At 65.5% G+C, this 24,918-nt stretch carries 27 protein-coding genes; 11 read left to right on the forward strand and 16 right to left on the reverse strand.

Annotated features, from left to right (window positions below; translation table 11 throughout):
• The first annotated feature begins 5 nt into the window (after positions 1 to 5).
• The 4 genes from AAFN89_RS08465 to rpsD all read left to right on the forward strand — a co-directional run bounded on the left by AAFN89_RS08465 (position 6) and on the right by rpsD (position 3,150).
• Complete coding sequence (locus AAFN89_RS08465) at positions 6 to 1,052, forward strand: molybdopterin-dependent oxidoreductase (RefSeq protein WP_347537960.1); 1,047 nt, start codon at positions 6 to 8, stop codon at positions 1,050 to 1,052.
• Positions 1,052 to 1,840 (forward strand): RNA methyltransferase, encoded by a 789-nt coding sequence (locus AAFN89_RS08470; RefSeq protein WP_347537962.1) that lies wholly within the window; start codon positions 1,052 to 1,054, stop codon positions 1,838 to 1,840. The genes AAFN89_RS08465 and AAFN89_RS08470 overlap by 1 nt, the downstream gene beginning before the upstream one ends.
• 93 nt (positions 1,841 to 1,933) lie before the next feature.
• The gene (locus AAFN89_RS08475) at positions 1,934 to 2,245 is read left to right on the forward strand and encodes a DUF1330 domain-containing protein (RefSeq protein ID WP_347537964.1); all 312 of its coding nucleotides are present in this window, start codon (positions 1,934 to 1,936) and stop codon (positions 2,243 to 2,245) included.
• A gap of 290 nt (positions 2,246 to 2,535) precedes the next feature.
• On the forward strand, positions 2,536 to 3,150 hold the full coding sequence (rpsD, locus tag AAFN89_RS08480; RefSeq protein WP_347537967.1) for a 30S ribosomal protein S4: 615 nt from the start codon (positions 2,536 to 2,538) through the stop codon (positions 3,148 to 3,150).
• Positions 3,151 to 3,374: 224 nt separating this feature from the next.
• On the opposite strand, the gene rarD is transcribed toward rpsD, so the two are convergent.
• From rarD to purC, 8 genes are all read right to left on the reverse strand, one after another.
• On the reverse strand, positions 3,375 to 4,307 hold the full coding sequence (gene rarD, locus AAFN89_RS08485) for an EamA family transporter RarD (protein WP_347537970.1): 933 nt from the start codon (positions 4,305 to 4,307) through the stop codon (positions 3,375 to 3,377).
• Between the two features lie 79 nt (positions 4,308 to 4,386).
• Entirely contained in the window at positions 4,387 to 4,725 is a 339-nt protein-coding gene (gene grxD, locus AAFN89_RS08490) for a Grx4 family monothiol glutaredoxin (RefSeq protein ID WP_347538138.1), read from the reverse strand.
• A 23-nt stretch (positions 4,726 to 4,748) separates the two neighbouring features.
• Positions 4,749 to 4,985, reverse strand: a complete 237-nt coding sequence (locus tag AAFN89_RS08495; RefSeq protein WP_347537973.1) for a BolA family transcriptional regulator — start codon at positions 4,983 to 4,985, stop codon at positions 4,749 to 4,751.
• Positions 4,986 to 5,008: 23 nt separating this feature from the next.
• Positions 5,009 to 7,141, reverse strand: coding sequence for a phosphoribosylformylglycinamidine synthase subunit PurL (purL, locus tag AAFN89_RS08500; RefSeq protein WP_347538139.1), 2,133 nt, complete (start codon positions 7,139 to 7,141; stop codon positions 5,009 to 5,011).
• 56 nt (positions 7,142 to 7,197) lie between these two features.
• Positions 7,198 to 7,860, reverse strand: coding sequence for a phosphoribosylformylglycinamidine synthase subunit PurQ (purQ, locus tag AAFN89_RS08505; RefSeq protein ID WP_347537975.1), 663 nt, complete (start codon positions 7,858 to 7,860; stop codon positions 7,198 to 7,200).
• A 9-nt stretch (positions 7,861 to 7,869) separates the two neighbouring features.
• Positions 7,870 to 8,565, reverse strand: a complete 696-nt coding sequence (locus AAFN89_RS08510; RefSeq protein ID WP_347537977.1) for a DNA-3-methyladenine glycosylase 2 family protein — start codon at positions 8,563 to 8,565, stop codon at positions 7,870 to 7,872.
• Positions 8,558 to 8,797, reverse strand: coding sequence for a phosphoribosylformylglycinamidine synthase subunit PurS (gene purS, locus AAFN89_RS08515; protein WP_347537979.1), 240 nt, complete (start codon positions 8,795 to 8,797; stop codon positions 8,558 to 8,560). The genes AAFN89_RS08510 and purS overlap by 8 nt, the downstream gene beginning before the upstream one ends.
• The gene (purC, locus tag AAFN89_RS08520; RefSeq protein ID WP_347537981.1) at positions 8,794 to 9,573 is read right to left on the reverse strand and encodes a phosphoribosylaminoimidazolesuccinocarboxamide synthase; all 780 of its coding nucleotides are present in this window, start codon (positions 9,571 to 9,573) and stop codon (positions 8,794 to 8,796) included. Before purC ends, purS begins: the two co-directional genes overlap by 4 nt.
• Before the next feature lie 246 nt (positions 9,574 to 9,819).
• Here purC and AAFN89_RS08525 point away from each other — a divergent pair, with 246 nt between their 5' ends.
• Positions 9,820 to 10,149: a DUF1476 domain-containing protein gene (locus AAFN89_RS08525; RefSeq protein WP_347537983.1), complete on the forward strand. Its 330-nt coding sequence runs from the start codon at positions 9,820 to 9,822 to the stop codon at positions 10,147 to 10,149.
• 6 nt (positions 10,150 to 10,155) lie between these two features.
• Positions 10,156 to 11,745: a fused MFS/spermidine synthase gene (locus tag AAFN89_RS08530; protein ID WP_347537985.1), complete on the forward strand. Its 1,590-nt coding sequence runs from the start codon at positions 10,156 to 10,158 to the stop codon at positions 11,743 to 11,745.
• A gap of 3 nt (positions 11,746 to 11,748) precedes the next feature.
• Here AAFN89_RS08530 and purB read toward each other — a convergent pair whose 3' ends face one another.
• The 3 genes from purB to AAFN89_RS08545 form a co-directional block, all read right to left on the reverse strand.
• A complete protein-coding gene (gene purB, locus AAFN89_RS08535; protein WP_347537987.1) occupies positions 11,749 to 13,050 on the reverse strand; it encodes an adenylosuccinate lyase in 1,302 nt (433 codons plus the stop codon).
• Between the two features lie 93 nt (positions 13,051 to 13,143).
• Positions 13,144 to 13,872 carry a LuxR family transcriptional regulator gene (locus AAFN89_RS08540; RefSeq protein ID WP_347537989.1) on the reverse strand — a complete coding sequence of 243 codons (729 nt, stop codon included), beginning with the start codon at positions 13,870 to 13,872 and terminating at the stop codon, positions 13,144 to 13,146.
• 84 nt (positions 13,873 to 13,956) lie between these two features.
• Positions 13,957 to 15,234 (reverse strand): pentapeptide repeat-containing protein, encoded by a 1,278-nt coding sequence (locus tag AAFN89_RS08545; RefSeq protein ID WP_347537991.1) that lies wholly within the window; start codon positions 15,232 to 15,234, stop codon positions 13,957 to 13,959.
• 213 nt (positions 15,235 to 15,447) lie between these two features.
• On the opposite strand from AAFN89_RS08545, the gene AAFN89_RS08550 reads away from it, so the two are divergent.
• Positions 15,448 to 17,115 (forward strand): L,D-transpeptidase family protein, encoded by a 1,668-nt coding sequence (locus tag AAFN89_RS08550; RefSeq protein ID WP_347537993.1) that lies wholly within the window; start codon positions 15,448 to 15,450, stop codon positions 17,113 to 17,115.
• 39 nt (positions 17,116 to 17,154) lie between these two features.
• On the opposite strand, the gene AAFN89_RS08555 is transcribed toward AAFN89_RS08550, so the two are convergent.
• Entirely contained in the window at positions 17,155 to 17,370 is a 216-nt protein-coding gene (locus AAFN89_RS08555) for a DUF2945 domain-containing protein (RefSeq protein ID WP_347537996.1), read from the reverse strand.
• 46 nt (positions 17,371 to 17,416) lie between these two features.
• Positions 17,417 to 17,890 (reverse strand): DNA starvation/stationary phase protection protein Dps, encoded by a 474-nt coding sequence (gene dps, locus AAFN89_RS08560; RefSeq protein ID WP_347537999.1) that lies wholly within the window; start codon positions 17,888 to 17,890, stop codon positions 17,417 to 17,419.
• Between the two features lie 443 nt (positions 17,891 to 18,333).
• Between dps and AAFN89_RS08565 the strand changes: the two genes are divergently transcribed.
• A complete protein-coding gene (locus tag AAFN89_RS08565) occupies positions 18,334 to 18,864 on the forward strand; it encodes a DUF882 domain-containing protein (protein ID WP_347538001.1) in 531 nt (176 codons plus the stop codon).
• Between the two features lie 34 nt (positions 18,865 to 18,898).
• Here AAFN89_RS08565 and AAFN89_RS08570 read toward each other — a convergent pair whose 3' ends face one another.
• From AAFN89_RS08570 to AAFN89_RS08580, 3 genes are all read right to left on the reverse strand, one after another.
• Entirely contained in the window at positions 18,899 to 20,314 is a 1,416-nt protein-coding gene (locus tag AAFN89_RS08570; RefSeq protein WP_347538003.1) for a HAMP domain-containing sensor histidine kinase, read from the reverse strand.
• Between the two features lie 62 nt (positions 20,315 to 20,376).
• Positions 20,377 to 21,393 carry a TAXI family TRAP transporter solute-binding subunit gene (locus AAFN89_RS08575; protein ID WP_347538005.1) on the reverse strand — a complete coding sequence of 339 codons (1,017 nt, stop codon included), beginning with the start codon at positions 21,391 to 21,393 and terminating at the stop codon, positions 20,377 to 20,379.
• A gap of 61 nt (positions 21,394 to 21,454) precedes the next feature.
• Positions 21,455 to 23,248, reverse strand: coding sequence for an acyl-CoA dehydrogenase (locus AAFN89_RS08580; RefSeq protein ID WP_347538007.1), 1,794 nt, complete (start codon positions 23,246 to 23,248; stop codon positions 21,455 to 21,457).
• A 174-nt stretch (positions 23,249 to 23,422) separates the two neighbouring features.
• On the opposite strand from AAFN89_RS08580, the gene AAFN89_RS08585 reads away from it, so the two are divergent.
• From AAFN89_RS08585 to AAFN89_RS08595, 3 genes are all read left to right on the forward strand, one after another.
• Positions 23,423 to 23,977 (forward strand): TetR/AcrR family transcriptional regulator, encoded by a 555-nt coding sequence (locus AAFN89_RS08585; RefSeq protein ID WP_347538009.1) that lies wholly within the window; start codon positions 23,423 to 23,425, stop codon positions 23,975 to 23,977.
• A gap of 23 nt (positions 23,978 to 24,000) precedes the next feature.
• Positions 24,001 to 24,321: a quaternary ammonium compound efflux SMR transporter SugE gene (gene sugE, locus AAFN89_RS08590; protein ID WP_347538011.1), complete on the forward strand. Its 321-nt coding sequence runs from the start codon at positions 24,001 to 24,003 to the stop codon at positions 24,319 to 24,321.
• A 268-nt stretch (positions 24,322 to 24,589) separates the two neighbouring features.
• Positions 24,590 to 24,850 (forward strand): hypothetical protein, encoded by a 261-nt coding sequence (locus AAFN89_RS08595; RefSeq protein WP_347538013.1) that lies wholly within the window; start codon positions 24,590 to 24,592, stop codon positions 24,848 to 24,850.
• Positions 24,851 to 24,918: the final 68 nt, after the last annotated feature.

Raw genomic sequence — 24,918 nt, forward strand, 5'->3', positions numbered from 1 at the left:
TCGCCATGGCCGATGGATCGACGCGGCCGCGCCTGCCGCCCAACCAGGCGCTGCTGCCCGCCCGCCGTTGGCCGGTAGTGGGGGAGGATGCGCCCCGCACCTCCGACGCCCCGTGGACGGTCTCGATCGATGGCCGGGTGCGGACGCCGGTTTCGTGGAAGCTTGAGGAGCTGAAGGGCAGGGTGCTCCGCGACTTCACGCTCGACATCCATTGCGTCACCCGCTGGTCGAAATACGATGCCCGCTTCACCGGCATTCTTCTGGCTGATCTGCTGGTGGAGGCCGGGCCGCTGCCCGACGCCAGATTCCTTTCCTTCCGCGCGCGCAGCGGTCGCGGGCATTCCACTTCGCTGACGCTCGCCGACGCGCTCGATCTCGGCGCGATCGTCGTCTTCGCCTATGAGGGCGAACCGCTGGCGACCGAACATGGTGGACCCGTCCGCATGGTCGTGCCCGGCCGGTATTTCTACAAGAGCGTCAAATGGCTGGAGGCGATCGAATTGCTGGCGGAGGACCGGCTGGGCTATTGGGAGGCCGAAAGCGGCTATCACAACAACGCCGATCCGTGGCGGGAAGAACGCTACATCGCCGCCAACGTGAAGAAGCTGGAGCTTCGCAGGCTGATCCAGGCGCGGGACTTCTCGGGCCGGGACCTCCTATCCATGACGGCCGACCGGATGGAGCTGAAGGGGCTGAAAGCGGCAGGCGCGCTGTTGCGGAACGCCTCCTTCCTGCGCGCCGATCTGGCGAAGGCCGACTTCACGGGCGCCAACCTGTCGAACGCGCATATGCAGCGAGCGGACCTCTCCGGCGCGACCTTCCTCGACGCCGACCTTGAAGGAGCGGACTTCCGGGGCTGCGACCTGCGCGGCGCGGATTTCCGGGGAGCCAGCCTGTTCGGCGTTTCCTTCACCGATGAGCCGGACGCGCCGTCCGACTGGCCGGGCGCCGCCATCGATTCCGGAACCCGGATCGACCGGCGGCAGCTCGACGCCCTCAGCGACACCCAGAAGGATTATCTCATGCGCGCGCTGGACCGGCGGGAAGCCTGATGGCCGGCACGGATTCCACCAAGACACCGACGCTGGGCGGACCGGCAATCATCCTGGTCGACCCCCAGCTTGGGGAGAATATTGGCACGGCCGCCCGCGCCATGCTGAATTGCGGCCTCACCGACCTGCGGCTGGTGCGGCCCAGGGATGGCTGGCCGAACCCCAAGGCCGTGCGCGCCTCCTCCGGCGCGGATGTCGTGATCGACAATGCCCGCCTCTATGACCGTACGGAGGATGCGGTCGCCGATCTCACCCGCGTCTACGCCACCACCGCCCGGCAGCGCTATATGGTGAAGCCGGTGGTGACGCCTCGCCAGGCGGCTGCGGAGATGCGGGCGGCGGCCGAAATCGGCCCCTGCGGCGTGCTTTTCGGCCGGGAGCGGACGGGGCTGGAGAATGACGATTTGGCGCTGGCCGACGCGCTCCTGAACGTGCCGCTCAATCCCGGCTTCACCTCACTGAACCTCGCTCAGGCGGTGCTGCTGATCGGCTATGAATGGTTCACCGCCGCCGACGATACGCCGGGCCGAAGCCTCAGCGACGCCGGCCGCGCGCCGGCGACGAAGGATGAACTGGTCAACCTCTTCCACCATCTGGAGCAGGAACTGGACGCGGCGGAGTTCTTCCATGTCGCAGCCAAGCGGCCGTCCATGGTCCGCAATCTGCGCAACATGCTCCAGCGGGCGGACCTCACCGACCAGGAAGTGCGGACCCTCCACGGCGTCATCACCGCTTTGTCCGGCCGCCGACTGGACGGCCGGCCCCGCACCTCCAAGGGCGAAGGCTGAGGCGTGAAGGGTAGTATCTCAGTTTGAAATTGACCGGCCTCTCGAATCCCGCGCGACCTCCCATATGCTTACCGGAGGGCATAGGAGAAGCCGATGGCCAAAAAAGGCTACTGGGTAGCGTCGGTCGATGTGAACGACCCTGAACGCTATAAGCAATATCTTCGAGAGAACGCGCCTGCATTCCGCAAATACGGGGCCAGGTTCCTGGTTCGCGGCGGCGATCAGGAGGCTGTGGAAGGCAAATTGCGCGGTCGGATCGCGGTGATCGAATTCAAGGACTATGCGACTGCGATGGCCTGTTATCGCTCCACCGAATATTCGGCGGCTAAGCCTCACCGCACTGAATCAGCCCTTTCGGACATTGTGATAATCCAGGGGTACGACGGCCGGCAGCCAACGGACTGACGATGCCAACCGGATCTAACCACGCCTTCACAACAGGTTCTGATCGCTCATGAACAGGCGAGCCGCCGAGCCCGGCTGAAGGTTCAAACTGGGACACCACCGCGCGCAGGCAACGTTTGACATCGTGGCGTTGGTGGGTATAGTCCCGCGTCCTTCCCAAGAAGGTGGGGACGGCCCCGGGCTCCATTGACGGGCCCGCGAAGCCGTTTCCCCGTCCGGACGAAAGATGTCTCGGAACTATTGGGACAACAATGGCCTCCGTTTCGGGGGCTTTCATCATTGGAAGAAGTATGAGCAAGCGCGCGAATTCCAAGCACAAGATCGACCGCCGCCTCGGCGTCAACCTCTGGGGCCGGCCGAAGAGCCCGATCAACCGCCGTGAGTATGGTCCCGGCCAGCACGGCCAGCGCCGTAAGAAGCCGACAGATTTCGGCACGCAGCTGATGGCCAAGCAGAAGCTGAAGGGCTATTACGGCAATATCGGCGAGAAGCAGTTCCACAAATATTATCAGGAAGCCGTCCGCCGTCGCGGCGACACCGGCGAGAACCTGATCGGCCTGCTGGAGCGCCGGCTGGACGCCGTGGTCTATCGGATGAAGTTCGTCCCGACCGTCTTCGCCGCCCGTCAGTTGGTCAATCACGGCCACATCCTGGTCAATGGCAAGCGTCTCAACATCCCCTCCTACCAGGTCAAGGACGGCGATGTGATCGAGATCAAGCAGAAGTCCCGTGAGCTTCCGGTCGTCCTGGAAGGCGTCAGCTCGGCCGAACGCGACCTGCCCGATTATGTCGATGTCGACCATAAGGACATGAAGGGAACCTACGTCCGCGCGCCGCAGCTCGCCGACGTGCCCTACCCGGTCCAGATGGAACCGAACCTGGTGGTCGAGTTCTACTCCCGCTGATCGGGAGACGCTGAAAGAGCGGCGCGACGGACCAACCGTCGCGCCGTTTTTTGTTTCCGGAGGGCCGCCATCCGCGCCCGTTCTTCTCCGCCGGTGAAGTGGCAAGGGTCTATGGATTCCGGATCGCGGTCCGGAATGACCAATAAAAAACAATGTCATGCTGGATTTGATCCAGCATCCATGCGGCGTCGATTGAAGCCGGGACCGCGCTCGCTATCGCGGCGCTACGCCGTCCTGCGCGCTCGCCGGTAGGTTCCGAAGGCGTCCCAGCTATAGATGACCAGCCCGAGCCAGATGAAGGCGAAGGTCACCATGGTCGCGGGAGAGAAGGGCTCCCCGAAGATCGCGACCGCCAGCACAAGCTGGATGGTCGGCGCGATATATTGCATGAGGCCGATGGTGGAGAGCGTCAGCCGCTGCGCGCCGAACATGAAGAGGATCAGCGGCAGGCCGGTGACGATACCGGAGGCGATCAGCAGTACGCTCATCCACCAGCCGCCCGCGACGAACTGCCCCGCATCCTGGCTTCCCAGCCAGAACAGGTAGATCAGCCCCACCGGCGTCAGCAGCAGCGTCTCGACCAGCAGCCCGGCCAGAGGATCGACCTTCGCCTTCTTCCGCACCAGAGCGTAGAAGCCGAAGGAGAAGGCGAGCGTCAGGGAGATCCACGGCACCTCGCCATAGGCCACAAGCTGATAGCCAACGCCGATGCCGGCCAGCGCCACCGCCAGCCCCTGCCAGCGGTTCAGCTTCTCCGACAGGAACATCATGCCCAGCAGCACGTTGACCAGCGGGTTGATGTAGTAACCCAGGCTTGCGTCGACCAGATGGTCGATGCTGATGGCGTAGATGTAGGTCAGCCAGTTGATGGAGATCAGCACCGTCGACAGGGCGTAGATCGGCAGCCGGCGCGGTTGGCGCAGCACATCCATCACCGCGTCCGTCTTACCCAGGCCGTAGATCAGACCGATCATCATGATCGCGGTCCAGACGACGCGATGGGCCAGTATCTCCACGGGGTTGGCTGCGCCGACGGCCTTGAAGTAGATCGGCGCGACGCCCCACAGCAGGAAAGCCCCCAGCGCATAGGCGAGGCCGAGCATCGATTCACGGGAAGCGTTCGACGACGGGCTTCCTCCCACCATGGTCTGGCTCATCTGCGGCGACACGAAGCTTTGCGGAACAGGAAAGGGCGGCCGTGAAGGCCGCCCCGGTCGGATCAGAATGCTGCGGCGATCATCCCTGAGGCTGAACGCTGACGCCCTTGCTGCTCATCAGCTCGGACAGTTCGCCGGTCTGGTACATCTCGCGGACGATATCGCAACCGCCCACGAATTCCCCTTTCACATAAAGCTGGGGAATGGTCGGCCAGCTTGAATAATCCTTGATGCCCTGTCGCAGGCTGGGGTCCATCAGCACGTCCACGCCCTTGAACTGCACCCCCAGATGGGTCAGCACCTGGACGGTGGCGGCGGAGAAGCCGCATTGCGGGAAGACGGGCGTTCCCTTCATGTAGAGCACGACGTCGTTCTGGCCGACCTCGTTGCGGATACGCTCGAAAACCGGGTTTTCCATGGTGGTCGTCATATTCGATATCCTCAGGCGTCGGGGGCGGAGGTCTGGAGCGCCAGGGCGTGGAGTTCGTTCCCCATGCGGCCCTGAAGCGCCTGATAGACCATCTGGTGCTGCTGGACGCGCGTCTTTCCGGTGAACGAGGCGCTGACGACATAGGCGGCGTAATGGTCGCCGTCGCCGCGCAGATCCTCGATCCGGATGTCCGCGTCGGGAATGCCGTCCTTGATCAGGCGGGTGATTTCAGCGGGGTCCATGGCCATGACGCGACGCGATCCTGTCCTTGCTAGTTCATCAGCGCAGGCAACCACGCTTCGTTGACACGCTTCAACTCTTCCACCGATATGGCCGTTTGACCCTTCACTGTCAACGCGGCCCCGCCGGTCGTCCCGATGATCCGTGCCGGCACACCGGCCTCGCGGGCGGCACTCAGAACCTCGCGGCCGTCGCGGGCGGTCACGACGTAGCGGCCCTGATCTTCCCCGAACAGCTCCCCGGCCTCGCAGGCGATGTCCAGCGATGCGCCCATCCCACTCGCCATCGCCATTTCCGCCACGGCGACCAGAAGGCCGCCATCGCTGAGGTCGTGGCAGGCGCCGACCGCGCCGTGGGCGATGCGGTTCCGGACGAAGTCGCCATTGCGCCGTTCAGCGTCGAGATCGACCGGCGGCGGCGGCCCGTCTTCCCGCCCATGGATCTCGCGCAGATAGAGCGACGCACCCAGATGTCCGCCGGTTTCGCCGATAAGGACGATATCGTCGCCTTCGCTGATGAAGGCGATCCCTGCCCGGTGGCTGAGATCGTCCAGCAGGCCGACCGCGCCGATCGCCGGGGTCGGCAGGATGGCCTCGCCATTGGTCTCGTTATAGAGCGAGACATTGCCGGAGACGACGGGGAAGTCCAGCACTCGGCAGGCGTCGGACATGCCCTGGATGGCGCCGACGAACTGCCCCATGATCCGGGGCTTCTCCGGATTGCCGAAATTCATGTTGTCGGTGATCGCCAGGGGCCGGGCCCCGACCGCCGTCAGGTTCCGCCACGCCTCCGCGACTGCCTGCGCGCCGCCCCGCTTGGGGTCGGCCGCGACATAGCGGGGCGTGCAGTCGGTGGTGATCGCCAGCGCCTTGCGCCCGCCATGGACGCGCACGATGGCCGCATCGCCGCCGGAGGCCGCGACGGTGTCGCCCATGACGGTGCCGTCATACTGCTCCCAGATCCACGCCTTCGACGCGATATCCGGACAGCCGACCAGCTTCGTCAGTACCTCGTCCAGCGGGCCGGGCAGGGGGATTTCCGCCGCCGGGACATCCGCCTGTGGCGGCGTCGGCTCCCACGGCCGGTCATATTCCGGGGCGTTGCCGACCAGCGGCTTCACTTCGATGTCGGCGGCCACTTCGCCGTTCATCTTCAGCACCAGATGGCCGGTGTCGGTGACCCGGCCGATGACGGCGAAATCCAGCTCCCACTTCTCGAAGATCGCGCGGGCTTCATCCTCGCGGCCGGGCTTGAGGACCATGAGCATCCGCTCCTGGCTCTCAGACAGCATGATCTCATAGGGAGTCATGCCGGTTTCCCGCTGGGGCACGTGGTCGAGGTCAAGCTCGATGCCGCACCCGCCCTTGTCGGACATTTCCACGGAGGAGGAGGTGAGGCCGGCCGCGCCCATGTCCTGGATGGCGACGATCGCGTCCGTCGCCATCAGTTCCAGGCACGCCTCGATCAGCAACTTCTCCGTGAACGGGTCTCCGACCTGGACCGTCGGCCGCTTCTCCTCGGAATCCTCGGAGAATTCGGCCGAGGCCATGGTCGCGCCATGGATGCCGTCGCGCCCGGTCTTGGAGCCGACATAGACGATCGGGTTGCCGATGCCGGCGGCGGCCGAATAGAAGATCCTGTCCGCCGGCGCCAGGCCCACGGTCATGGCGTTGACCAGGATGTTGCCGTTATAGGCGGCGTGGAAATTCGTTTCCCCGCCCACCGTCGGCACGCCCACGCAATTGCCGTAGCCGCCGATCCCGGCAACGACGCCGGCCAGCAGATGGCGCGTCTTGGGATGGTCGGGGCTGCCGAAGCGCAGCGCGTTCATGTTCGCCACCGGCCGCGCGCCCATGGTGAACACGTCGCGCAGGATGCCGCCGACCCCCGTCGCCGCGCCCTGATAGGGCTCGATGAAGGAAGGATGGTTGTGGCTCTCCATCTTGAAGATGCAGGCCTGGCCGTCGCCGATGTCGATGACCCCGGCATTCTCTCCCGGGCCGCAGATGACCCAGGGGGCCGTCGTCGGCAGGGTCTTCAGCCATTTCTTGGAGGATTTGTAGGAGCAGTGCTCCGACCACATGACGGAGAAGATGCCGAACTCCGTCAGGGTCGGCGTCCGGCCCATGATCTCCAGCATCAGCGCGTATTCGTCGGCGCTCATGCCGTGCTGCGCCGCCAACTCGGGCGTCACGGCGGGTTCCCTGGCGATCGGCGCGTTCACGACAAAGCCTCCACCAGCGCATCGAACATCGGCTTGCCGTGGATGCTGCCCAGTGCGGGGTCGGAGACGCGCTCCGGATGGGGCATCATGCCCAGCACGTTGCGGCGGTCGTTGTAGAGGCCGGCAATGTCGTTCATCGATCCGTTCGGGTTGTCGAGATAGCGGAACGCGACCTGGCCTTCGCCCTCCAGCCGCCGCAGCGTGTCCTTGTCGGCGAAATAGTTGCCGTCATGGTGGGCGATCGGCAGGTTGATGGTCTGGTCCGGCTTGTAGCGCGCGGTGAAGATGCTGTTCGTCCCCTCCACGCGCAGGGGGACGCTGCGGTGGATGTATTTCAGGCTGGCGTTGCGCATCAGCGCGCCCGGCAACAGCCCCGATTCCGTCAGCACCTGGAAACCATTGCAGACGCCCAGCACGGCCACGCCCTGTTCGGCGCGAGCCTTGATCTCCTGCAGGACCGGCGAATGGGCGGCCATGGCCCCGGCGCGCAGATAGTCGCCGTAGGAAAAGCCGCCGGGGATCACGATCAGGTCCAGCTTCGGGAGGTCTGAATCGCCGTGCCAGATCATGGCCGGAGGCCTGCCCGTGGCGCGGTGCAGCGCGTCGGCTATGTCACGGTCGCAATTGGAGGCGGGGAAGACGATGACGGCGGCTTTCATGGGCGCGGTTTAGCCCTCCAGGGCGGGGTTGGCAAGCATGGCCGCCCCGGCTTTTCGGTCTGACTGACAGGCGATGTAATAGCGCCAGAGAAGCAGGCTGGCGGCCGTGCGTCGGGGGCGCCAGCGATTGGCCTCGGTGCGCAGCTCGTCGGCGGTCGGCCGACGATCCAGCCCGGCCAGCCATTGCCAGCCGACCAGCAGCGCGAGGTCGGCCGCCGGCAGCACGTCCCGCCGGCCCAGCGCCCAGAGAAGATAGTTCTCCGCGCTCCACTGGCCGATGCCCTTCATCCGGCACAGTGCCTCGATGACGACCTCGTCCTCCAGATGGTCGAGCGCGTCCAGTTCCAGCCGGCCCTCCGCCAGCGCGGCAGCGAGCGCGCGGCCATAGGCGGTCTTCTGCCGGCTGAACCCGCACGCCTTCAGCGCATCGTCCTCGACGGCCAGGAAGCTTTCGGGCGTCAGGGGAGACACGGTCTCCTTCAGACGCCGCCACATCGCGGCGGCGGACGCCGTCGACACCTGCTGTTCCAGGATGATGTGAAGCAGCGTCCCGAATCCGGACGGCCGCAGCGGAATGTCGAAATCGCCGGCGGCCTGCGCCGCCTTCGCGAACAGCGGCTCCGCCGCCGCCAGCGCGGCGATGTCCTCGTGCAGCGCCGCGGCGCGGTCGGCGGTCGTCGGGGAAGGTCGGCTTCCGTCAGCCAACGTGGATCGCGTAGCTCTCGATCACCGGGTTGACCAGCAGGGTCCGGCACATCGCCTCGACCCGCTCTCGCGCCTTGGCGGGATCGGTCTCCTCGACGTCCAGCTCGATCAGCTTGCCCTGCCGGACCTCGCCGACGCCGTCGAAGCCCAGGCCCCGCAGCGCATTGCCGATGGCGCGGCCCTGGGGGTCCAGGACGCCGTTCTTCAGTGTGATTTCAACGCGAGCCTTCACGACGCGGCCTGACCTTCCTTGCCTTCCAGGCGGATTTCCGTCACGTCGCCCTCGGGAAGGATGCCCAGACGCCGCGCGACCTCGCGATAGGCGTCCTCGACCTTCCCCAGATCGTGGCGGAAACGATCCTTGTCCATCTTCTCGTTCGTGGTCACGTCCCACAAACGGCAATTGTCCGGGCTGATCTCGTCGGCCAGCACGATTCGCATGTCGCCATGCTCGTTATAGAGCCGCCCGAACTCCAGCTTGAAGTCCACCAGCTTCAGACCGATGCCAAGGAAAAGGCCCGACAGGTAGTCGTTGATCCGAAGGGTCAGCGACATCATGTCGTCCAGATCCTGCGGGGCGGCCCAGCCGAAGGCGGTGATGTGCTCCTCCGTCACCATCGGGTCGCCCAGATCGTCGGACTTGTAATAATACTCGATGATGGAGCGGGGCAGGGAGGTGCCCTCCGCGATGCCGAACCGCTTGGAGATGCTGCCGGCGGCGACGTTCCGGACCACCACCTCGATCGGAATGATCTCAACTTCGTAAACGAGTTGTTCGCGCATGTTGAGGCGCCGCATGAAGTGAGTGGGCACCCCGATATCGTTGAGGCGCGTCATCAGATATTCCGATATCCGATTGTTCAGCACGCCCTTGCCGGAGATCGTGCCACGCTTCTGGTTGTTGAAGGCGGTCGCGTCGTCCTTGAAGTACTGCACCAGCGTGCCGGGTTCCGGTCCTTCGAAGAGAACCTTCGCCTTGCCTTCGTAAATCCGCCTGCGACGGCTCATGATGCGTGCCTTCCAACGATAAGGGGCGGCTGCGTTCTATCACCGCGCCGCCCGTTCGTCCGCTGATATAGCAAGTCCCGCGGCCGGGCTCAATCAACCGCTCGCGTGTCGGTGCGCATGGGACCGATGCGATGAGGCCATGCCCCCGTCTCCCCATGACCTCTTTGCGCGGACAGACTATATATGATCTCAGGAGTGAATAGTTCCGGACAGACAATACGAAGCCATTCGAAGGAAAGAAGCGGGATGACCACGTTCGACGAGCGCAAGAAGGCTTTCGAGGCGAAGTACCAGCACGATCAGGAACTGCTGTTCAAGATCGGCAACCGGCGCAACAGGCTGCTGGGACTGTGGGCCGGCGAACTGATGGGCATGGCCTCCAAGGACGCCGACGCCTATGCGCGGGAGGTGGTGATCTCCGACATCGACAAGCCCGGCGATGACGATGTCCACGACAAGGTCTATGCCGACCTTCAGGAGAAGAAGATCGACCTGTCCGACCATCGCCTGCGCAAGATGATGGACGAGCTTCTGCACGTCGCGCATGAGCAGATCATGACAGAGATCAAATCCTAGAAGACGGTGACGGCGTTCCGTCGCCACGAATTGCGCCGGGCCGCACTGTTCCTGACCGGCGGCGCGACGCTGGCCCTGGAACTCGTCGCGTCGCGGATCATGACGCCCTATTTCGGCGTCAGCCTCTTCATCTGGACGGGCATCCTATCGGTCACGCTCGCCTGCCTCGCGCTCGGCTACTGGCTCGGCGGCAGGGTCGGACGGCGCGTAACCCCGGCGGAGGCCGAGGGGCTGTTCGGCATGGCCCCCGCGGCGGCCGGCATCGCCCTCGTCCTGGCCGGGCTCGCCTATCCGACGGCGCTGCCGGCCCTGGCGTCCGCCCATCTGATCGCCGGCGCGCTGACCGGCAGCCTGCTTCTCCTGGGCCCCGCCCTTGTCCTGCTTTCGGCGATGAACCCGCTTCTGGTGGCGGCGGAGGCTCAAGTGGGTGGCGACGCCGGGTCGGGATCGGTCTTCGCCTTCTCCACGGTCGGGTCGGTCGCGGGCGTGTTCGCGGCCGCCTTCCTCCTGATCCCCAATTTGCGGAATTTCGATTCCTACCTGCTGGTCGCCGGGGCTCTCGCCATCGTCTCGCTGGCCTGGGCGCTCGCGGCAAGGCCCGTCGCCCGGCAGACGCGAAGCCTCTGCGCGACCCTTTCCATCGTCGCCCTGGCGGCGGGCGGATTCGCGTGGACGCTCCAGAAGGAGGCGCAGGCCGCGCTGGCCGGCCATCCGAACCTCGGCTACCGGATCGTGGATGTGGAGCCGACACCGCTCGCCACCCTGAAGGTGGTGGATATCGGCCGTAACCCTATCTCGGACGCCACGCAGCGCGTGCTGTTCGCCGACGGGATGAACATGGGGGCGGAGGACGGGGAGGGGCATCCCACCGTCGCCTTCGCCTACGCCTTGGAGCGCATCGCGCTCGCCCATCCCGATCCCCAATCGATCCTCGTCCTGGGGCTGGGCATGGGCGCCGCGCCGGACCTACTGGTCGATCGCGGGTTTGCCGTTGACGTGGTGGAGATCAACCCCGGCGTGGTCGAGGTCGCCGTGGAGCATTTCGGGTTCGACGCAGGAAGGGTCGACATCTACCGCCAAGACGCCCGGATCTTCGCCCGCAACTGCCCGCGCCGCTACGACGCGGTGCTGATGGACCTCTTCTCCGGCGACGGCATCCCGGACCATCTGGTGACGGCGGAATTCTTCGCCGCCATCCGCGACCGATGCCTGGCCGAAGGTGGGGTGGTCGGCTTCAACACCTTCATGTCGGCCGCAGTCCCGGTGGCGGAGACTTCGCTGGTCGCGACCATCGTCCATGCGCTGGGCGCGGTGACGGTGATGCCGGACTGGAACAGCGACGGACGCAGCGGCAACGTCTACATCTCCACGACGCCCGATCTCGGCGGGAACGCCTTCCCCGACGCCTCCCCGATCGTGCGAGATCGGCTTGAGGATGCCTTCGCCGACCGCTTCCGGATCACGCCGCAGGATGTGGCCGGAATCCTGCTCTACCGGGACGGCTTCAACCGCTACGCCTTCGACGCGCTGGGCGCGCAGATGGACTACCGCCGCAGCATCCTCCGCGCCCTGCCGCCGCCGATCCTGATGAACTGAGGGTCAGGCGGCGTCCCCGAACACCCGCTCGAACACCGCGTCGACATGCTTGGTGTGGTAGGCGAGGTTGAAGAGCTGGGAAAGCTGGTCGGCGGTCATGTAGCGCGCGATGTCCTTGTCGCCCTGCAGAAGCTCCAGGAACTGGCCCTTGCCCTCCCAGACCGGCATGGCGTTGCGCTGGACCGCCTTGTAGGCGTCCTCCCGCGACATGCCGGCCTGCGTCAGCGACAGCAGCACACGCTGGGAGAAGACCAAGCCGCCCAGCTGCTCCAGATTGGCCGTCATGGTTTCGGGATAGACCAGCAGCTTCTCGATAACGCCCGCCAGCCGCATCAGCGCGAAATCCAGTGCGATTGTGGCGTCGGGGCCGAACACCCGCTCCACCGACGAATGGCTGATGTCCCGCTCGTGCCACAGCGTGACGTTCTCCAGCGCCGGGGCCACCGCCGCCCGGACGATCCGGGCGAGGCCCGTCAGGTTCTCCGTCAGCACCGGGTTCCGCTTGTGCGGCATGGCCGACGAGCCCTTCTGGCCGGGGGAGAAGAACTCCTCGGCCTCGCGCACCTCCGTCCGCTGGAGATGGCGGATCTCCGTCGCCAGATTCTCCACCGACCCGGCGATGACGCCCAGCACGGCGAAGAAGGCGGCGTGGCGGTCGCGCGGGATCACCTGGGTGGAGATCGGCTCGACCGTCAGCCCCATCTTCTCCGCGACATGGGCTTCCACATGCGGGTCGATGTTGGCAAAGGTGCCGACCGCGCCGGAGATCGCGCAGGTCGCGATGTCGGCGCGCGCCTGCTCCAGCCGCTCCCGGTTGCGCCTGAAGGCCGCGTAGTGGCCGGCCAGCTTCAGCCCGAAGGTCGTCGGCTCGGCATGGATGCCGTGGCTGCGGCCGATCGTGACGGTGTCCTTGTGCTCGATCGCGCGCGCCTTCAGCGCCGCCAGCAGGCGGTCCAGATCCTCCAGCAGCAGATCCGCCGCCTGGGACATCTGCACCGACAGGGTCGTGTCCAGCACGTCCGACGAGGTCATGCCCTGATGGACGAATCGCGCCTCCGGCCCGACATGCTCCGCCAGATTGGTCAGGAAGGCGATGACGTCGTGCTTCGTCTCGCGCTCGATCTCGTCGATCCGGTCGATCTCGAACTTGCCGCGCGCCCAGACGGCCTCCGCCGCCGATTTCGGGATGACGCCCAGATCGGCCTGCGCGTCGCAGGCATGGGCCTCGATCTCGAACCAGATGCGGAACCGGTTCTCCGGCTCCCAGATTCGGGTCATCTCGGCGCGGCTGTAGCGGGGGATCATCGTGAAGGACCTCTGGCGGGATCGGCTGGAAGGCCGCCACTCATACTGTCATGAGGTCCCAAGGTCCATACCGATCGCCCGACGCGGGGGCCTTCAGGGCACGATCAGCCCCAGCATGATCGCGCGGACGACCGCATGGGTCTTGCTGTAGACGCCCAGCTTGCGCGCGGCGCTCTTGAGGTAGTCGGTCACCGTCTCGTGGGAGATGCCCAGGATCTCGCACACCTCCCAGGCGGTCTTGCCGCGCGACGTCCACAGCAGGCATTCCCGCTCGCGCGGGGACAGCTTGAACAGCGGCTTCTTCTTGTCGGAATAGACATGGCGGACGATCTGTTCATGGGCGTAGACCGCCACCAGATGCAGCTCGTGCCGCCGCTGGGCCCACAGCGCGTCGAACCGGCTCTGGGGAACGTCGGCCGCGACGCTCAGCGTGGCGAGGCCGGAGCCGGGGCCGTGAATCGGCACGGTGACGCCGTTGCGCAGGCCGATCTCCGTCGCCTCATTGATGATCATCTTTTGCGCGCCGCCGGCATGGGGCTGGCGGAGGATGTCCTCCCAGCGGAAGGGCGCCATGCTGGTCGCCGCTGTCGGGATGATCGGGTCGACGCTCACATAGCGCTGCTCGGCATAGCGGTCGGCCCATTCCTCGGGATAGTTGGTCAGCACGAACGGGACGCGCGGCCCCTCCGGCGGCCTCACGACCAGGTAGGCGTACCGATCGAAGCCCAGAGCTTCCGTCTGCTTCTCCAGCGCGGAGCGGATATCCTTCAGACTACCCGCTCGCGCGACGCCTTCGATGAAATCATCGACCGAAGACCGCATCTCGCCCCCATTTCCCCCGCCCGCGCCTGGTTCCGCCCCCGGAACGAGTTCACCCTATCAGGGCCGATCCCGCCCGCGAAGCGTTCAGGCGCAAACGGCCGGTTCCAGCCCGGTGCCGTCCAGGACCGCGCCGGCCAGGTCCGCGCCGGTCAGATCGGCCCCGTCCAGATCCGCCAATGTCAGGTTGACGCCGGTCATGTCCGCGCCGGTCAGCGCACAGCCCGAAAGGTGGGCTCGCCGCATGTCGGCGTTCCGCAGACTGGTTGGTCGCACCTTGCCGGTGTCCGCGCCAAGCTGGTCCGTCAGCTTGGCCGGATGCAGCCTTGCGTTGGTGAGGTCCGCCCCCGCCAGATTGGCGTGGGAAAGGTTGGCGCCCGACAGGTTCGCCTCAAGCAGGTTCGCCCCTTCGAGGACCGCGCCCGCCAGGTCCGCCATCACGAGCTGGATCTGGAACATCACCGCCCGGTCCATCTGGGCGCCCCTAAGGATGGCGCCGGACAGGTTCGCCCCCCGAAGGTCGACGCGGCGGAGGTCCGCCCCTTCCAGCACCGCGCGTTCGCCACGATGGCCCAGCGTGCGGATCCAGCGTTCGTGGCCGAGGATCGCACGATGAAGCTCGCCGCCCAGCGTGTCGACATTCTTCGCGAACTGCGCGCCGCCGGTATCGGCCGACGCGAGGTCGCAGCCGGCGAGATCGACGCCGATCAGATCCGCGCCCCGGAACGAGCATCCGGCGACCTGCGCCCCGCGCAGGCGCGCTCCGCCCAGCCGCGCGCCGGCCAGATTGGCCTTGGTCAGGTTGGCTTCGGTCAAATCGGCGTTCTGGAGGTTGCTGTCCGACAGATCGGCGTCGCGAAGGTCGGCGCGCCGCAGGATCGCGCCGGAAAGGTCGGTCTGGGAGATCACCGACCGCGCCAGCTTCGTCCCGCTCAGTTCCGCCCGCGCCAGGATCGCGCGGCGGATCACGATGCGGGAACTGTCCAGTTCATGGACGTTGACCTGGCCGTTGCGGGTCCCGGTCAGCAGCGTGCCGTCCCGAAGGTCGGCCCGGCGGAGATTGGCGTCGATGAAGGTCGCGCCGTGCAGGCGCGCGCCCCGCATGTCCGATTCCGAAAGGTCCGCGCGATCGAGCGAGCATTCGGTGAAGTCGACGGCGAAAAGGTCCGCGCCGCGCAGCTTCGCCCCGTCCAGCCGCGCGCCGTTCAGCTTCGCGCCGGCGATCTTCGCGCCGCGCAGGTCGATGCCGGAAAGATCGCGCCCGCTGAGGTCGGCGAGGGTGAAATCGGCGCGAACGCCGCCGCGCCGTCCGGCGAGCCATTGCGCGTGCCGTTCGACGATCTGGCTCAATTCGCTGTCGTTCATGCCGAAATGCCAGTCCCGCTACGATGCCTGTGGAGGGACTGTTTCCGCCTTTGACGCCGGCGGGAGGAAGGCCCCCGACGATGGTCGCGCCATACTGGTTACGGAACAATTAAGCGCGAACTGGCATTCCCGAAATCGCGGACTAAGAGTATTATCAGGAAGAATTGGGCGTCGTGCGGTTCGGTGAACGGCGGCGCCGGGTAGGGGGTCAGGATGACGTTTGGTCGCGCTGTTATTGCGGTTGTTCTCGTGCTGGGAGGAAGTCCGGTTTTCGCCGCGCCGGAAGTCCGCTCCCTCCCGGCGACGCCGCTTGCCGCCGAAATCGCGGAGCGGCTGGCCGGTCCCGGCGATGTCCCCGGCGATGTCGTCGTGGCTGAGCGCACGCTGGACGGCGGTTCTCTCCGCACTCTCTATGAATCCAGGAACTACAGCCCCTTGTGGCTTGCCGACGGGGCGCTGACCGCCGATGCGCGGTCGCTTGTCGACCTGTTCGGCCGGGCGAAGGGGGAGGGGCTGGAGCCGCACGATTATTATGTCGCGGAACTGGCCGGGCCGCTGGCTTCGACATCGGCGGCGGAAGCCGAACTGCTGATGAGCGCGGCCGTCATGCGGTTCGCCACCGACATCCAGGCCGGCCGGTTCGATCCGGGCCGGCTGGGCGAGGATGTCGATTATGAGCGGAAGGACGTTCCCGGACCGGCTTTCGCGCTGATCGCCGCCGCGTCGCCGGAACCGGCGCGCTACCTGACCGGGCTGGCGCCGGACAGCCCGGCCTATGACGATCTTCGCGGCATCCTGGCGGAATACCGTGCCCTCGCCGCCGCCGGCGGCTGGCCCGCCGTGCCCGACGGGCCGACGCTGGAGCCGGGCGACATCGACGGGGCGCAGACGATCGCGCTCCGCCGCCGCCTCGCCGTGACCGGGGAGTACGTCTCCACGCTGGTCGGCCCTCCGGCGCCCGCCTACGATCCGGCGCTTGTCGAGGCTGTACAGCGCTTCCAGTCCCGCCACGGGCTGGAGACGGACGGCGTCGTGGGCCCGAGGACGCGCCGGGCGCTGAACGTGACGGCGGAACAGCGGATCGACCAGATCGTCGCCACCATGGAGCGCTGGCGCTGGCTGCCGGACGATCTGGGCGACAGGTTCATCATGGTGAACCTTCCGGGCTATCAACTGCGCATCGTCGATGAGGGCCGGCCGGTGCGCGATATGGACGTGATCGTCGGGCTGGCCGACCGGCAGACGCCGCTTTTCTCCAGCAGGCTGACCTGGCTTGAATTCAATCCGACATGGACGATGCCGACCTCCATCGCCATCAAGGACTATCTGCCCAAGCTGCTGGATGACCCGACCTACCTCCGCAGCCACGGCTTCAGGATGTTCGCCGGCTGGCACAACGACGCCGCTGAGATCGAGGCGGCGTATCTGGATTGGGAGGCGATCGGGGAGGGCATCAAATATTTCCGCATCCGTCAGGAGCCGGGGCCGTCCAACGCGCTGGGCAAGGTCAAGTTCATGATGGCCAACAGCTTCTCCGTCTACCTGCACGACACGCCGTCGCGGGGCCTGTTCTCGCGGTCCCGCCGCGCCTTCAGCTCGGGCTGTGTGCGGGTGCAGGACCCGATCTGGCTGGCCGACTATCTTCTGTCCGACACCGCCCGCTGGACCGGCTCCTTCCGGGCCGAGGTGATGGGAGGGTGGGAGACGACGCGCATCAATCTCGACAACCCCATGCCGGTGCATCTCGCCTACTGGACGGCGTTCCGGGGGGATGACGGGCGAATCAATTTCCGCGAGGACATTTATGGCCTCGATTCGGCGACGCAGACGGTGCTGGCGGAGGTGCGGCCGAATTCCGCGCAGATCGCGCTGCTGGATTAGCGGCGGTAATCAGCGGCCCTGTGCGAGCCCAATCGCGCATCAGCCTTCGATCTTCCGCAACGCTGAGCCTTTGTGCGCGGCGATGTGATCGGTCTTGTCGCTCTTGATTTCATATTGCGGCTCGTCGGCCGAGGCGTGGCGCTTATGTCCCTTGTAGTCGAAATCGCGCGTGTGGATTTTGGCGATCGTCCCGCTAACCCGCCCGGCCTCCGAATTCCAGCTGACGTGATCGCCGATCCTGAACCGATGGGCCATTCTTCATCTCCTGAATTCCGGTCTGCCGGGCGTTGAGGCGGCTTGGCTATTCCAGGTGCGACTTGATGAACCAGAGGTCCTTGTCGAGTTCGCGCGAATAGGCGGTGAAGATGTCGGCGGTATCGGCATCGCCGGCCTCGTCGGCGGTGTCGATGGCCTCGCGGGCGGCCTTGGCTGCGGCGGCATAGCGTTCGGCCAGCGCCTTCAAGTGGTCGGGCACCTTGCGGATGTCGGTGGGATAGGCGGGCAGCGACGTGGCCTTGTTGACCACCTGCGCCGTGCCCAGGGCAATGCCGTCGAGCTGGGCGGCGCGCTCAGCGATGGTGTCGACATGGGCGTCGAGTTGGGTGCGGAAGAGGTCGAGCATTTCATGGACGGCGATGAATTGCGGGCCCTTGAGGTTCCAGTGCGCCTGCTTGGTCACGAGCGCCAGGTCGATGGCCTCGGCCAGGCGCGCATTGAGCAGGTCGACCATGGCCGTTTTGGTGTTGGACTTGAGATCGATGGACGGAGCTTTCATGGGAAATCCTTATTACGCTGTGAGACTGTAAGAACCCGACGATGGTAGCGCCGGTTCCCGACAGCAGAAGGGGCGCGGCCATGCGACGCGTCCTGGCCCTGGCCATCGGGATGGCGAATCTCCTTCACCGGCCTCGAATCAGATTTCGCCTCGAAAGAGGAAATCCCCGCCCGGGTCAGACTCTCATGCCGCCGATATCAGGCACTGATCCGATCTCTCAAGCGACCCCGATTTAAGCCCGCCCCTTCAATCCGTTAAGCAAGAAATCTTAGCGGATGCAAGGGGTTGCCTTAACCTTCGGTTAATAACGATTCTCAAATTTAGGGTTGCGTCGCCCCGTTTTGTCTTGCAAGAACAGCCCCGTTGATACGGCCCAACGCCGGGCATCAGATCACCGGCGACGGCGAAGAGGGACTGGCAAGAAAAAAGGGGTAACGGCGTTGTTGGATAGACGCAGCCTGATTCGATTCGGCGCATTCGCTTCCCTGGCCGCTCTGGCGGCGCCGAAATCGCTCCTCGCCTCCACCGGAGGCTCCCGCACCATCTCCCTCTACAACACGCACAGCCTGGAAACGCTCACCACCGAATATTGGGTGGACGGGTGGTACCATCCCGACGCGATCGTCAGCCTGAACCAGATCCTCCGGGACTGGCGGACGGACGAGGTGACGGAGATCGATTTCGGCCTCCTCGACCTTATCTGGCAGGTCCAGCAGCGGATGGACGTTTCCGAACCGATCCACATCATCTGCGGCTACCGCTCGCCCAAGACCAACGCCAGGCTGGCGCGCACCAACCAGGGCGTGGCGCGGAACAGCTATCACATCCGCGGCCAGGCGGTGGATATCCGGGTTCCGGGGCGCGATCTCCGCGGCCTGCGCGAAACCGCGGTCGCGCTCGACGTTGGCGGCGTCGGCTACTATCCCCGTTCGGATTTCGTGCATATCGACACCGGCCCCGTCCGGACCTGGTGATCTTTCCCGGATGACCTTCTCGGGCTGATCGCCTTCAGGCGATCGCCACCCGCTGGTTCGCCTCGGCCGTCTCCGGCGTCGCAATGATGCGGTGGCGGGGCAGGTGGATCGTCACAAGGGTTCCCACGCCTTTCTCGCTGGCGATCTCCAGCGTGCCGCCATGCATTTCGACCAGCGACTTGGCGAGCGGCAGGCCCAGTCCCGTTCCCTCATAGCGGCGGCTCCAGCCGCTCTCGATCTGGCCGAAGGGCGTCAGCGCCGTCTGGATATCCTCCGGCGCGATGCCGATGCCGGTGTCCCGCACCGCGACGGCGATCCCGCCGGCATTGTCGTACCGCGCGGAGATCGATACCGCGCCACCGCGCGGGGTGAACTTCACGGCGTTGGAAAGCAGGTTCAGCAATACCTGTCGAAGCGCCCGGCGGTCGGCGAAGATCCTCTCGATCGACGGTTCCCGCTCCACGGTGATGGCGACGCCGCCCTTGTCGGCCTTGTCCCGGACCAGCCGCACGGTTTCGGCCATCAGATGCGCGACGGCAACCACCTCTTCGACAAGCTCCAGCTTCCCGGCCTCCACCTTGGCGAGATCGAGAAGGTCGTTGATCAGGGACAGCAGGTGCGCGCCGCTCTGATGGATGTCGGATGCATATTCCGCATACCGCTCCGCGCCGATCTTCCCGAACATCTCGTCCTTCAGGATCTCCGAGAAACCGATGATGGCGTTGAGCGGCGTGCGCAGCTCGTGGCTCATCTGGGCAAGGAACAGGGTCTTCGCCCGGTTCGCCTCCTCGGCCTCCTCCTTCGCCGCGCGAAGGATGGTCTCGACCTTGTGACGCTCGCTCAGATAATGCGCGATGAAGGCGATGGCCCCTACGGCGATGACCCCGATCAGCGCCAGCAGGCCGACCATGCTGTCGCGAAACCGGTCCAGCTTCCGCTCCTGCGCCGACAGCAGCACATGCGCCGTCTCAAGCGACTCGTTCATGAGGTCGCGTATCGAGGCGCCGGTGTCCCGCGCGCGGCGGTCGACCAGGTCGAGGACGATGGGCGATGTCGGCGGCAGGCCGTTCAGCCCCTCCGTCAGCCATCTCTCGATGTCCAAGAGGGCGGGATTGACCAGCGCGTGCATGGCCGACGCCCCGACCAGATTGTCGAAATTGTAGGTCCCCCGCATCTCCGCCACCCGGACCTTCACGGAGGTCAGCAGGGCCAGCGCTTCGTCGATCGCTTCGGGCGTCGGGTTGTCGCGGATTTCGGCGGTGTTCAGCAGAAGTTCGGTGAACCCCTGGCTGACCACCACCATGTCGCGTTCCTGCAGCAGCACCTGCACGGGCAGGCCCTTGCGCACGCCGATCAGCGTGGTGTTGGTGTAGACGGCAAGGCCCGTGGCGCTGATGATCACCGCCAGGGCCAGGACGACCGGGGCCGCCACCCGCCATGACCGGAACATTCCGGCTATCTGCCTGAAGTTGCCCATCAGCCACCCGCGACCATGTTTGCTGAAAAACGATGTCACGGCAGAAGGCCGACTTCGCGGTAAAATCGTTCCGATCCGGGGTGTAAGGGGATGGCGATGCCGTTCAGCGCATTGGTCAGCAGGACCTGCCGACCGCGCGGATGGCCCGCGTCCAGCTTCTCCCTGACCGTGTCGGACCACAGCGCCCGGGTCAGCCGGTAGATGGTCTCCTCATCCGCGTCGGCCGTGGTGACGAACTGGGCTCCGACCCCGATCGTCTCGACCGCCCCGACGCCCTCATAGGTCCCTTCCGGTATAATTACCGGAGAATAAAAGGAATATTCGTCAAGCAGTTGATCTATCTCTTCCCCGGCGACTGACACCAGCGACAGGCGTCCGGCCTCGGCGAACGGCTCCAGCGTGCCGACCGGGGTGCCGGCGACGATGAAGAAGGCGTCCAGCCGGCCCTCCTCGATCCGCGCCAGCCCCAGATCGGGTTTCATGTATTCCGGAACGATGTCCGCTTCGGAAAGGTCATGAGCGGCTAGCACCATTCTGGCATCGATCAGCGTGCCGGAGCCCTGTTCGTCCAGCGAAACGCGCCGGCCTTCCAGGTCTTCGATCGTTTCGATCCCCGACGATATGTCGGTCACCAGATGAAGCGTTTCGGGATAGAGGTTGGCGATCGCGCGGAGATCCGTCCTCGGCGGTTGGCCTTCGAAGATCTCGGTCCCCTCATAGGCCCATGCCACGACGTTGGCCTGGGCGAAGCCGCCTTCGATCAGCCCGGAGGCCAACCCCTCGATATTGGCGGTGGAGCCGTTGGACACCTGGGCCGCGGCGATGATCGGCCGCTCGCTGGCCAGCGTCTCCTCGGCGATGCCTTCGGCGATCAGCGTGGCGATCGGATAATAGGTGCCGCCCACGCCGCCGGTGCCGATGCGGAAGAAAACCGGGTCCGCCGCCCGGACGGGCAGGGCGGCAACCGTGACCGCCAGGGTCGCCGCGGCGAACGTCCGCCCGCCCGACCGCCGCGCTTCGTTCCATTCCGCCGAAAGGAGATGCCGCCACATGCCCGTGATTAGGCGACTGGAATGGTTAAGGAGCCGCTAATCTTAACTTTCGCCGAGGCGGTCAGAACTGATCCTCGGCCAGCGCCATGATGGTGCGGGGGCCGTCGATGATCGGCGTCAGCAGGCCGCGCGCCTGAGGCAGGATCTGGTCGGCGTAATGCTGCGCGGTCACCAGCTTGGCCTCCAGGAAGGACGGATCGCCTTCGCCATCCTCCAGGGCTTCCGCCGCGGCCAGGGCGGAACGCGCCATCATGTAGCCGCCGGCGACGATGCCGAACATCCTGAGATAGGGCGTCGCTACCGCGGCGACGGATATCTGGTCCGTCACCACCGTCCGCAGGATGTGGTCGGTGGCCTCGTTCAGCGTCTTGACCGCTTCGGCCAGCCGACGGCGGATCGCGGTCAGCCGGTCCCCCGATTCCTCCACCAGAAGCTCGTCGAAATTGTTCATCTCGCCGATGAACGCCTTGGCGGCAGCGCCGCCGTCGCGGGCGACCTTGCGGAACATCAGGTCGTTGGCCTGGATGCCGTTCGTGCCTTCGTAGATCGGTGCGATGCGGGCGTCCCTGAAATGCTGGGCCGCGCCCGTCTCCTCGATATATCCCATCCCGCCATGGATCTGGACGCCGGCGGAGGACACCTCGCAGCCGACATCGGTGGACCACGCCTTCACCACCGGCGTCAGCAGGTCGACCAGCGCCTGCGCGCGCCGCCTCTCGCCCGCGTCGGGGTGTCTGCGCGCCCGGTCCAGCGCGGCGGCGGCATGGTAGGTGAGGGCGCGGGCGGCTTCCGTCTGCGCCTTCATGTCCATCAGCATCCGGCGCACGTCGGGGTGCTGGATGATCCGCGCGCCTTCCTTGCCGGTTGCCATGTCGCGGCCCTGGATCCGGTCACGGGCGTAGCCGCGCGCCTGCTGATAGGCCCGTTCGGCGATGGCCACGCCCTGCAGGCCGACGGAGAGGCGGGCGTTGTTCATCATCGTGAACATGTATTCGATGCCGCGATTCTCCTCGCCCACCAGATAGCCGGTTGCGCCGCCATTGTCGCCGAACGCCATCACGCAGGTCGGGCTGGCATGGATGCCCAGCTTGTGCTCCAGCCCGGCGCAGCGCAGATCGTTCCGCGCGCCCGGCGTTCCGTCCTCGGCGACCAGCAGCTTCGGCACGATGAACAGGCTGATCCCCTTGATCCCGTCCGGCGCGCCGGGGGTCCGGGCCAGGACCATGTGGATGATGTTCTCCGTCAGGTCGTGCTCGCCATAGGTGATGAAGATTTTCTGGCCGACGATCCTGTAGCTGCCGTCATCCTGCCGGGTGGCCTTCGTTCTCACCGCCCCGACATCCGATCCCGCCTGCGGCTCCGTCAGGTTCATTGTCCCGGTCCATTCGCCGGAGATCAGCTTCTCCAGATATGTCCGCTGCTGTTCCGGCGTGCCATGGGCCTCCAGAAGTTCCACCGCGCTCTGGTTCAGGGTCGGGCACAGGCCGAACGCCATGTTCGCCGAATGCCACATCTCCTGGATCGCCATGCCCACCGTCCAGGGCAGTCCCTGGCCGCCATGGTCGGGGGAGAAGGGGACGGAGTTCCAGCCGCCTTCGCGATAGGCGGCGTAAGCTTCCTTGAACCCCTTCGGCGTCCGGACGATCCCGTTCTCCAGCACCGATCGTTCCCGATCCCCGGAATGGTTGAGCGGCGCCAGCACGCCCGACGCCAGCTTCCCCGCCTCCTCCAGGATCGCATCCACAAGTTCCGGCGTCGCTTCCTCATATCCCGGCAGTTCGGCCAGCCGGTCCAGCCCGACCAGACGGCTCAGCACGAAGCGCATCTCCTGGATGGGGGCGGCGTAGGAGGTCATGGGGCAGTTTCCTTTGGCGGACGGACGGCGAGAATGTTTGACGCTTACGTAAACGTCAATGAACGAGAAGCCTCAGGCGCGGATGATCAAAGACTCGTCCCGCCATCACATCATTCCGGCCCCCGTAGCGTCGACTCTCTTGACTATACCGACCAGACGGTATAGTTATTCGTCATGGCAAGGTCGGACACCAAGATTCGCATCCTCGAAGCGGCGGAGCAGATCGTGCTGACGCGCGGCGTCGCCCGGTTGACGCTCGACGCGGTGGCCGCGGCGGCGGGCCTCAGCAAGGGTGGGCTGATCTATCACTATGACAGCAAGGAAGCCCTGATCGCGGCGATGATGGACCGGCTGGTCGCGTCGTTCGAGGCGCGGGTGGAGTGCTGGCGGCGGGAGGATGGCGGTCCCGGAAGCTGGACGCGCGGCTATGTCAGGGCGTCGCTGCCGGAGCCGGGATCGACCGACGACGGGATTGCCGCGCGGGAAGCGGCGCTGATCGCCGCCATGGGCAACGATCCGGCCCAGGTCGCGCCCTACGCCGCCCGGCAGGAGGCGTGGGCGGAGGCGCTGCGGACGGACGGGATCGATCCGCTGCGCGCGATGCTGGTCCGGCTCGCCGCGGACGGAATCTGGATGAATGAGGCGCTGGGCGTGCATCCGGCGCCGACCGAGGAACGACGCCGGATCGTCGATGCCCTGCTGGCGATGACGCGCGATCCGGCGGCTTGAGAGAGAGACAGAGGAGAAAAGAAATGGCGTGGTTTGTCCTGTTCGTCGCCGGCCTGTTCGAGGTGGGCTGGGCGGTCGGCCTGAAATACACCGAAGGCTTCACCCGGCTGTGGCCGAGCGTCTGGACGGTTGGGGCCATGGCAATCAGCCTGGGGCTCCTCGGCTGGTCGCTGAAGACCCTGCCGCTCGGCACCGCCTACGCCATCTGGACCGGCGTCGGGGCCGTCGGCACCGCGATCTTCGGCATCGCGATCCTCGGCGAATCCAGCGATCTCGGCCGGATCTTCTGCATCAGCCTGATCGTCGCCGGCATCATCGGGCTGAAGCTCGTCTCCTCGCACTAATGCCAACTCCCCATCATATCCCGTCGCCTCTGCCGGCCAAATCGTCGGAGTAGAAGCCGGTTACCTCCATTGGGCTGTCCGATAGAGGCGGTCATGGCGCCGGTCGGCGTGTCTTAATATTGCTAATAATATTGTCGTGCGCGAACCACCCGTCTCCACAAAACTGTCATAAGGAAATTCGCTAAATTAGCCCATAAAATTTTTTGTATAGTGGGGGGTGTACTTGGTGATAGTATACGCAATGGTGATCGAGTAACTGGAGGCTGATATGGTGCGTGGAATTGATGTTAAAATAACAAAAAACGCAGTCCGCGATAAGCGAGGGAAGTTCGTTTCGCTCGCCGAGAGCCGCACCGTATCAGCGATCAAAGCGATCCGAGTAATCGGGAAGCTCGGAAATCACTCGCATTACGAGTATACTGAGGCTGATGTGCGAAAGATCGCCGCCGCGCTGACCAGAGAGATTGATGCCATGAAGACGCGCATGCTGTCGCGTGGTGGCAAGGAAGAGGTCGAATTCAAACTGTGAGGTCGTAATGACGAGGCTGACAAACCAGGCATTGTGTGAAGCTCTCCTTCGGGCTGACACTGAGGAGG

The sequence above is a fragment of the Inquilinus sp. CAU 1745 genome, assembly GCF_039839375.1.
In the GTDB taxonomy this organism is placed as follows: domain Bacteria; phylum Pseudomonadota; class Alphaproteobacteria; order DSM-16000; family Inquilinaceae; genus JBDOQU01.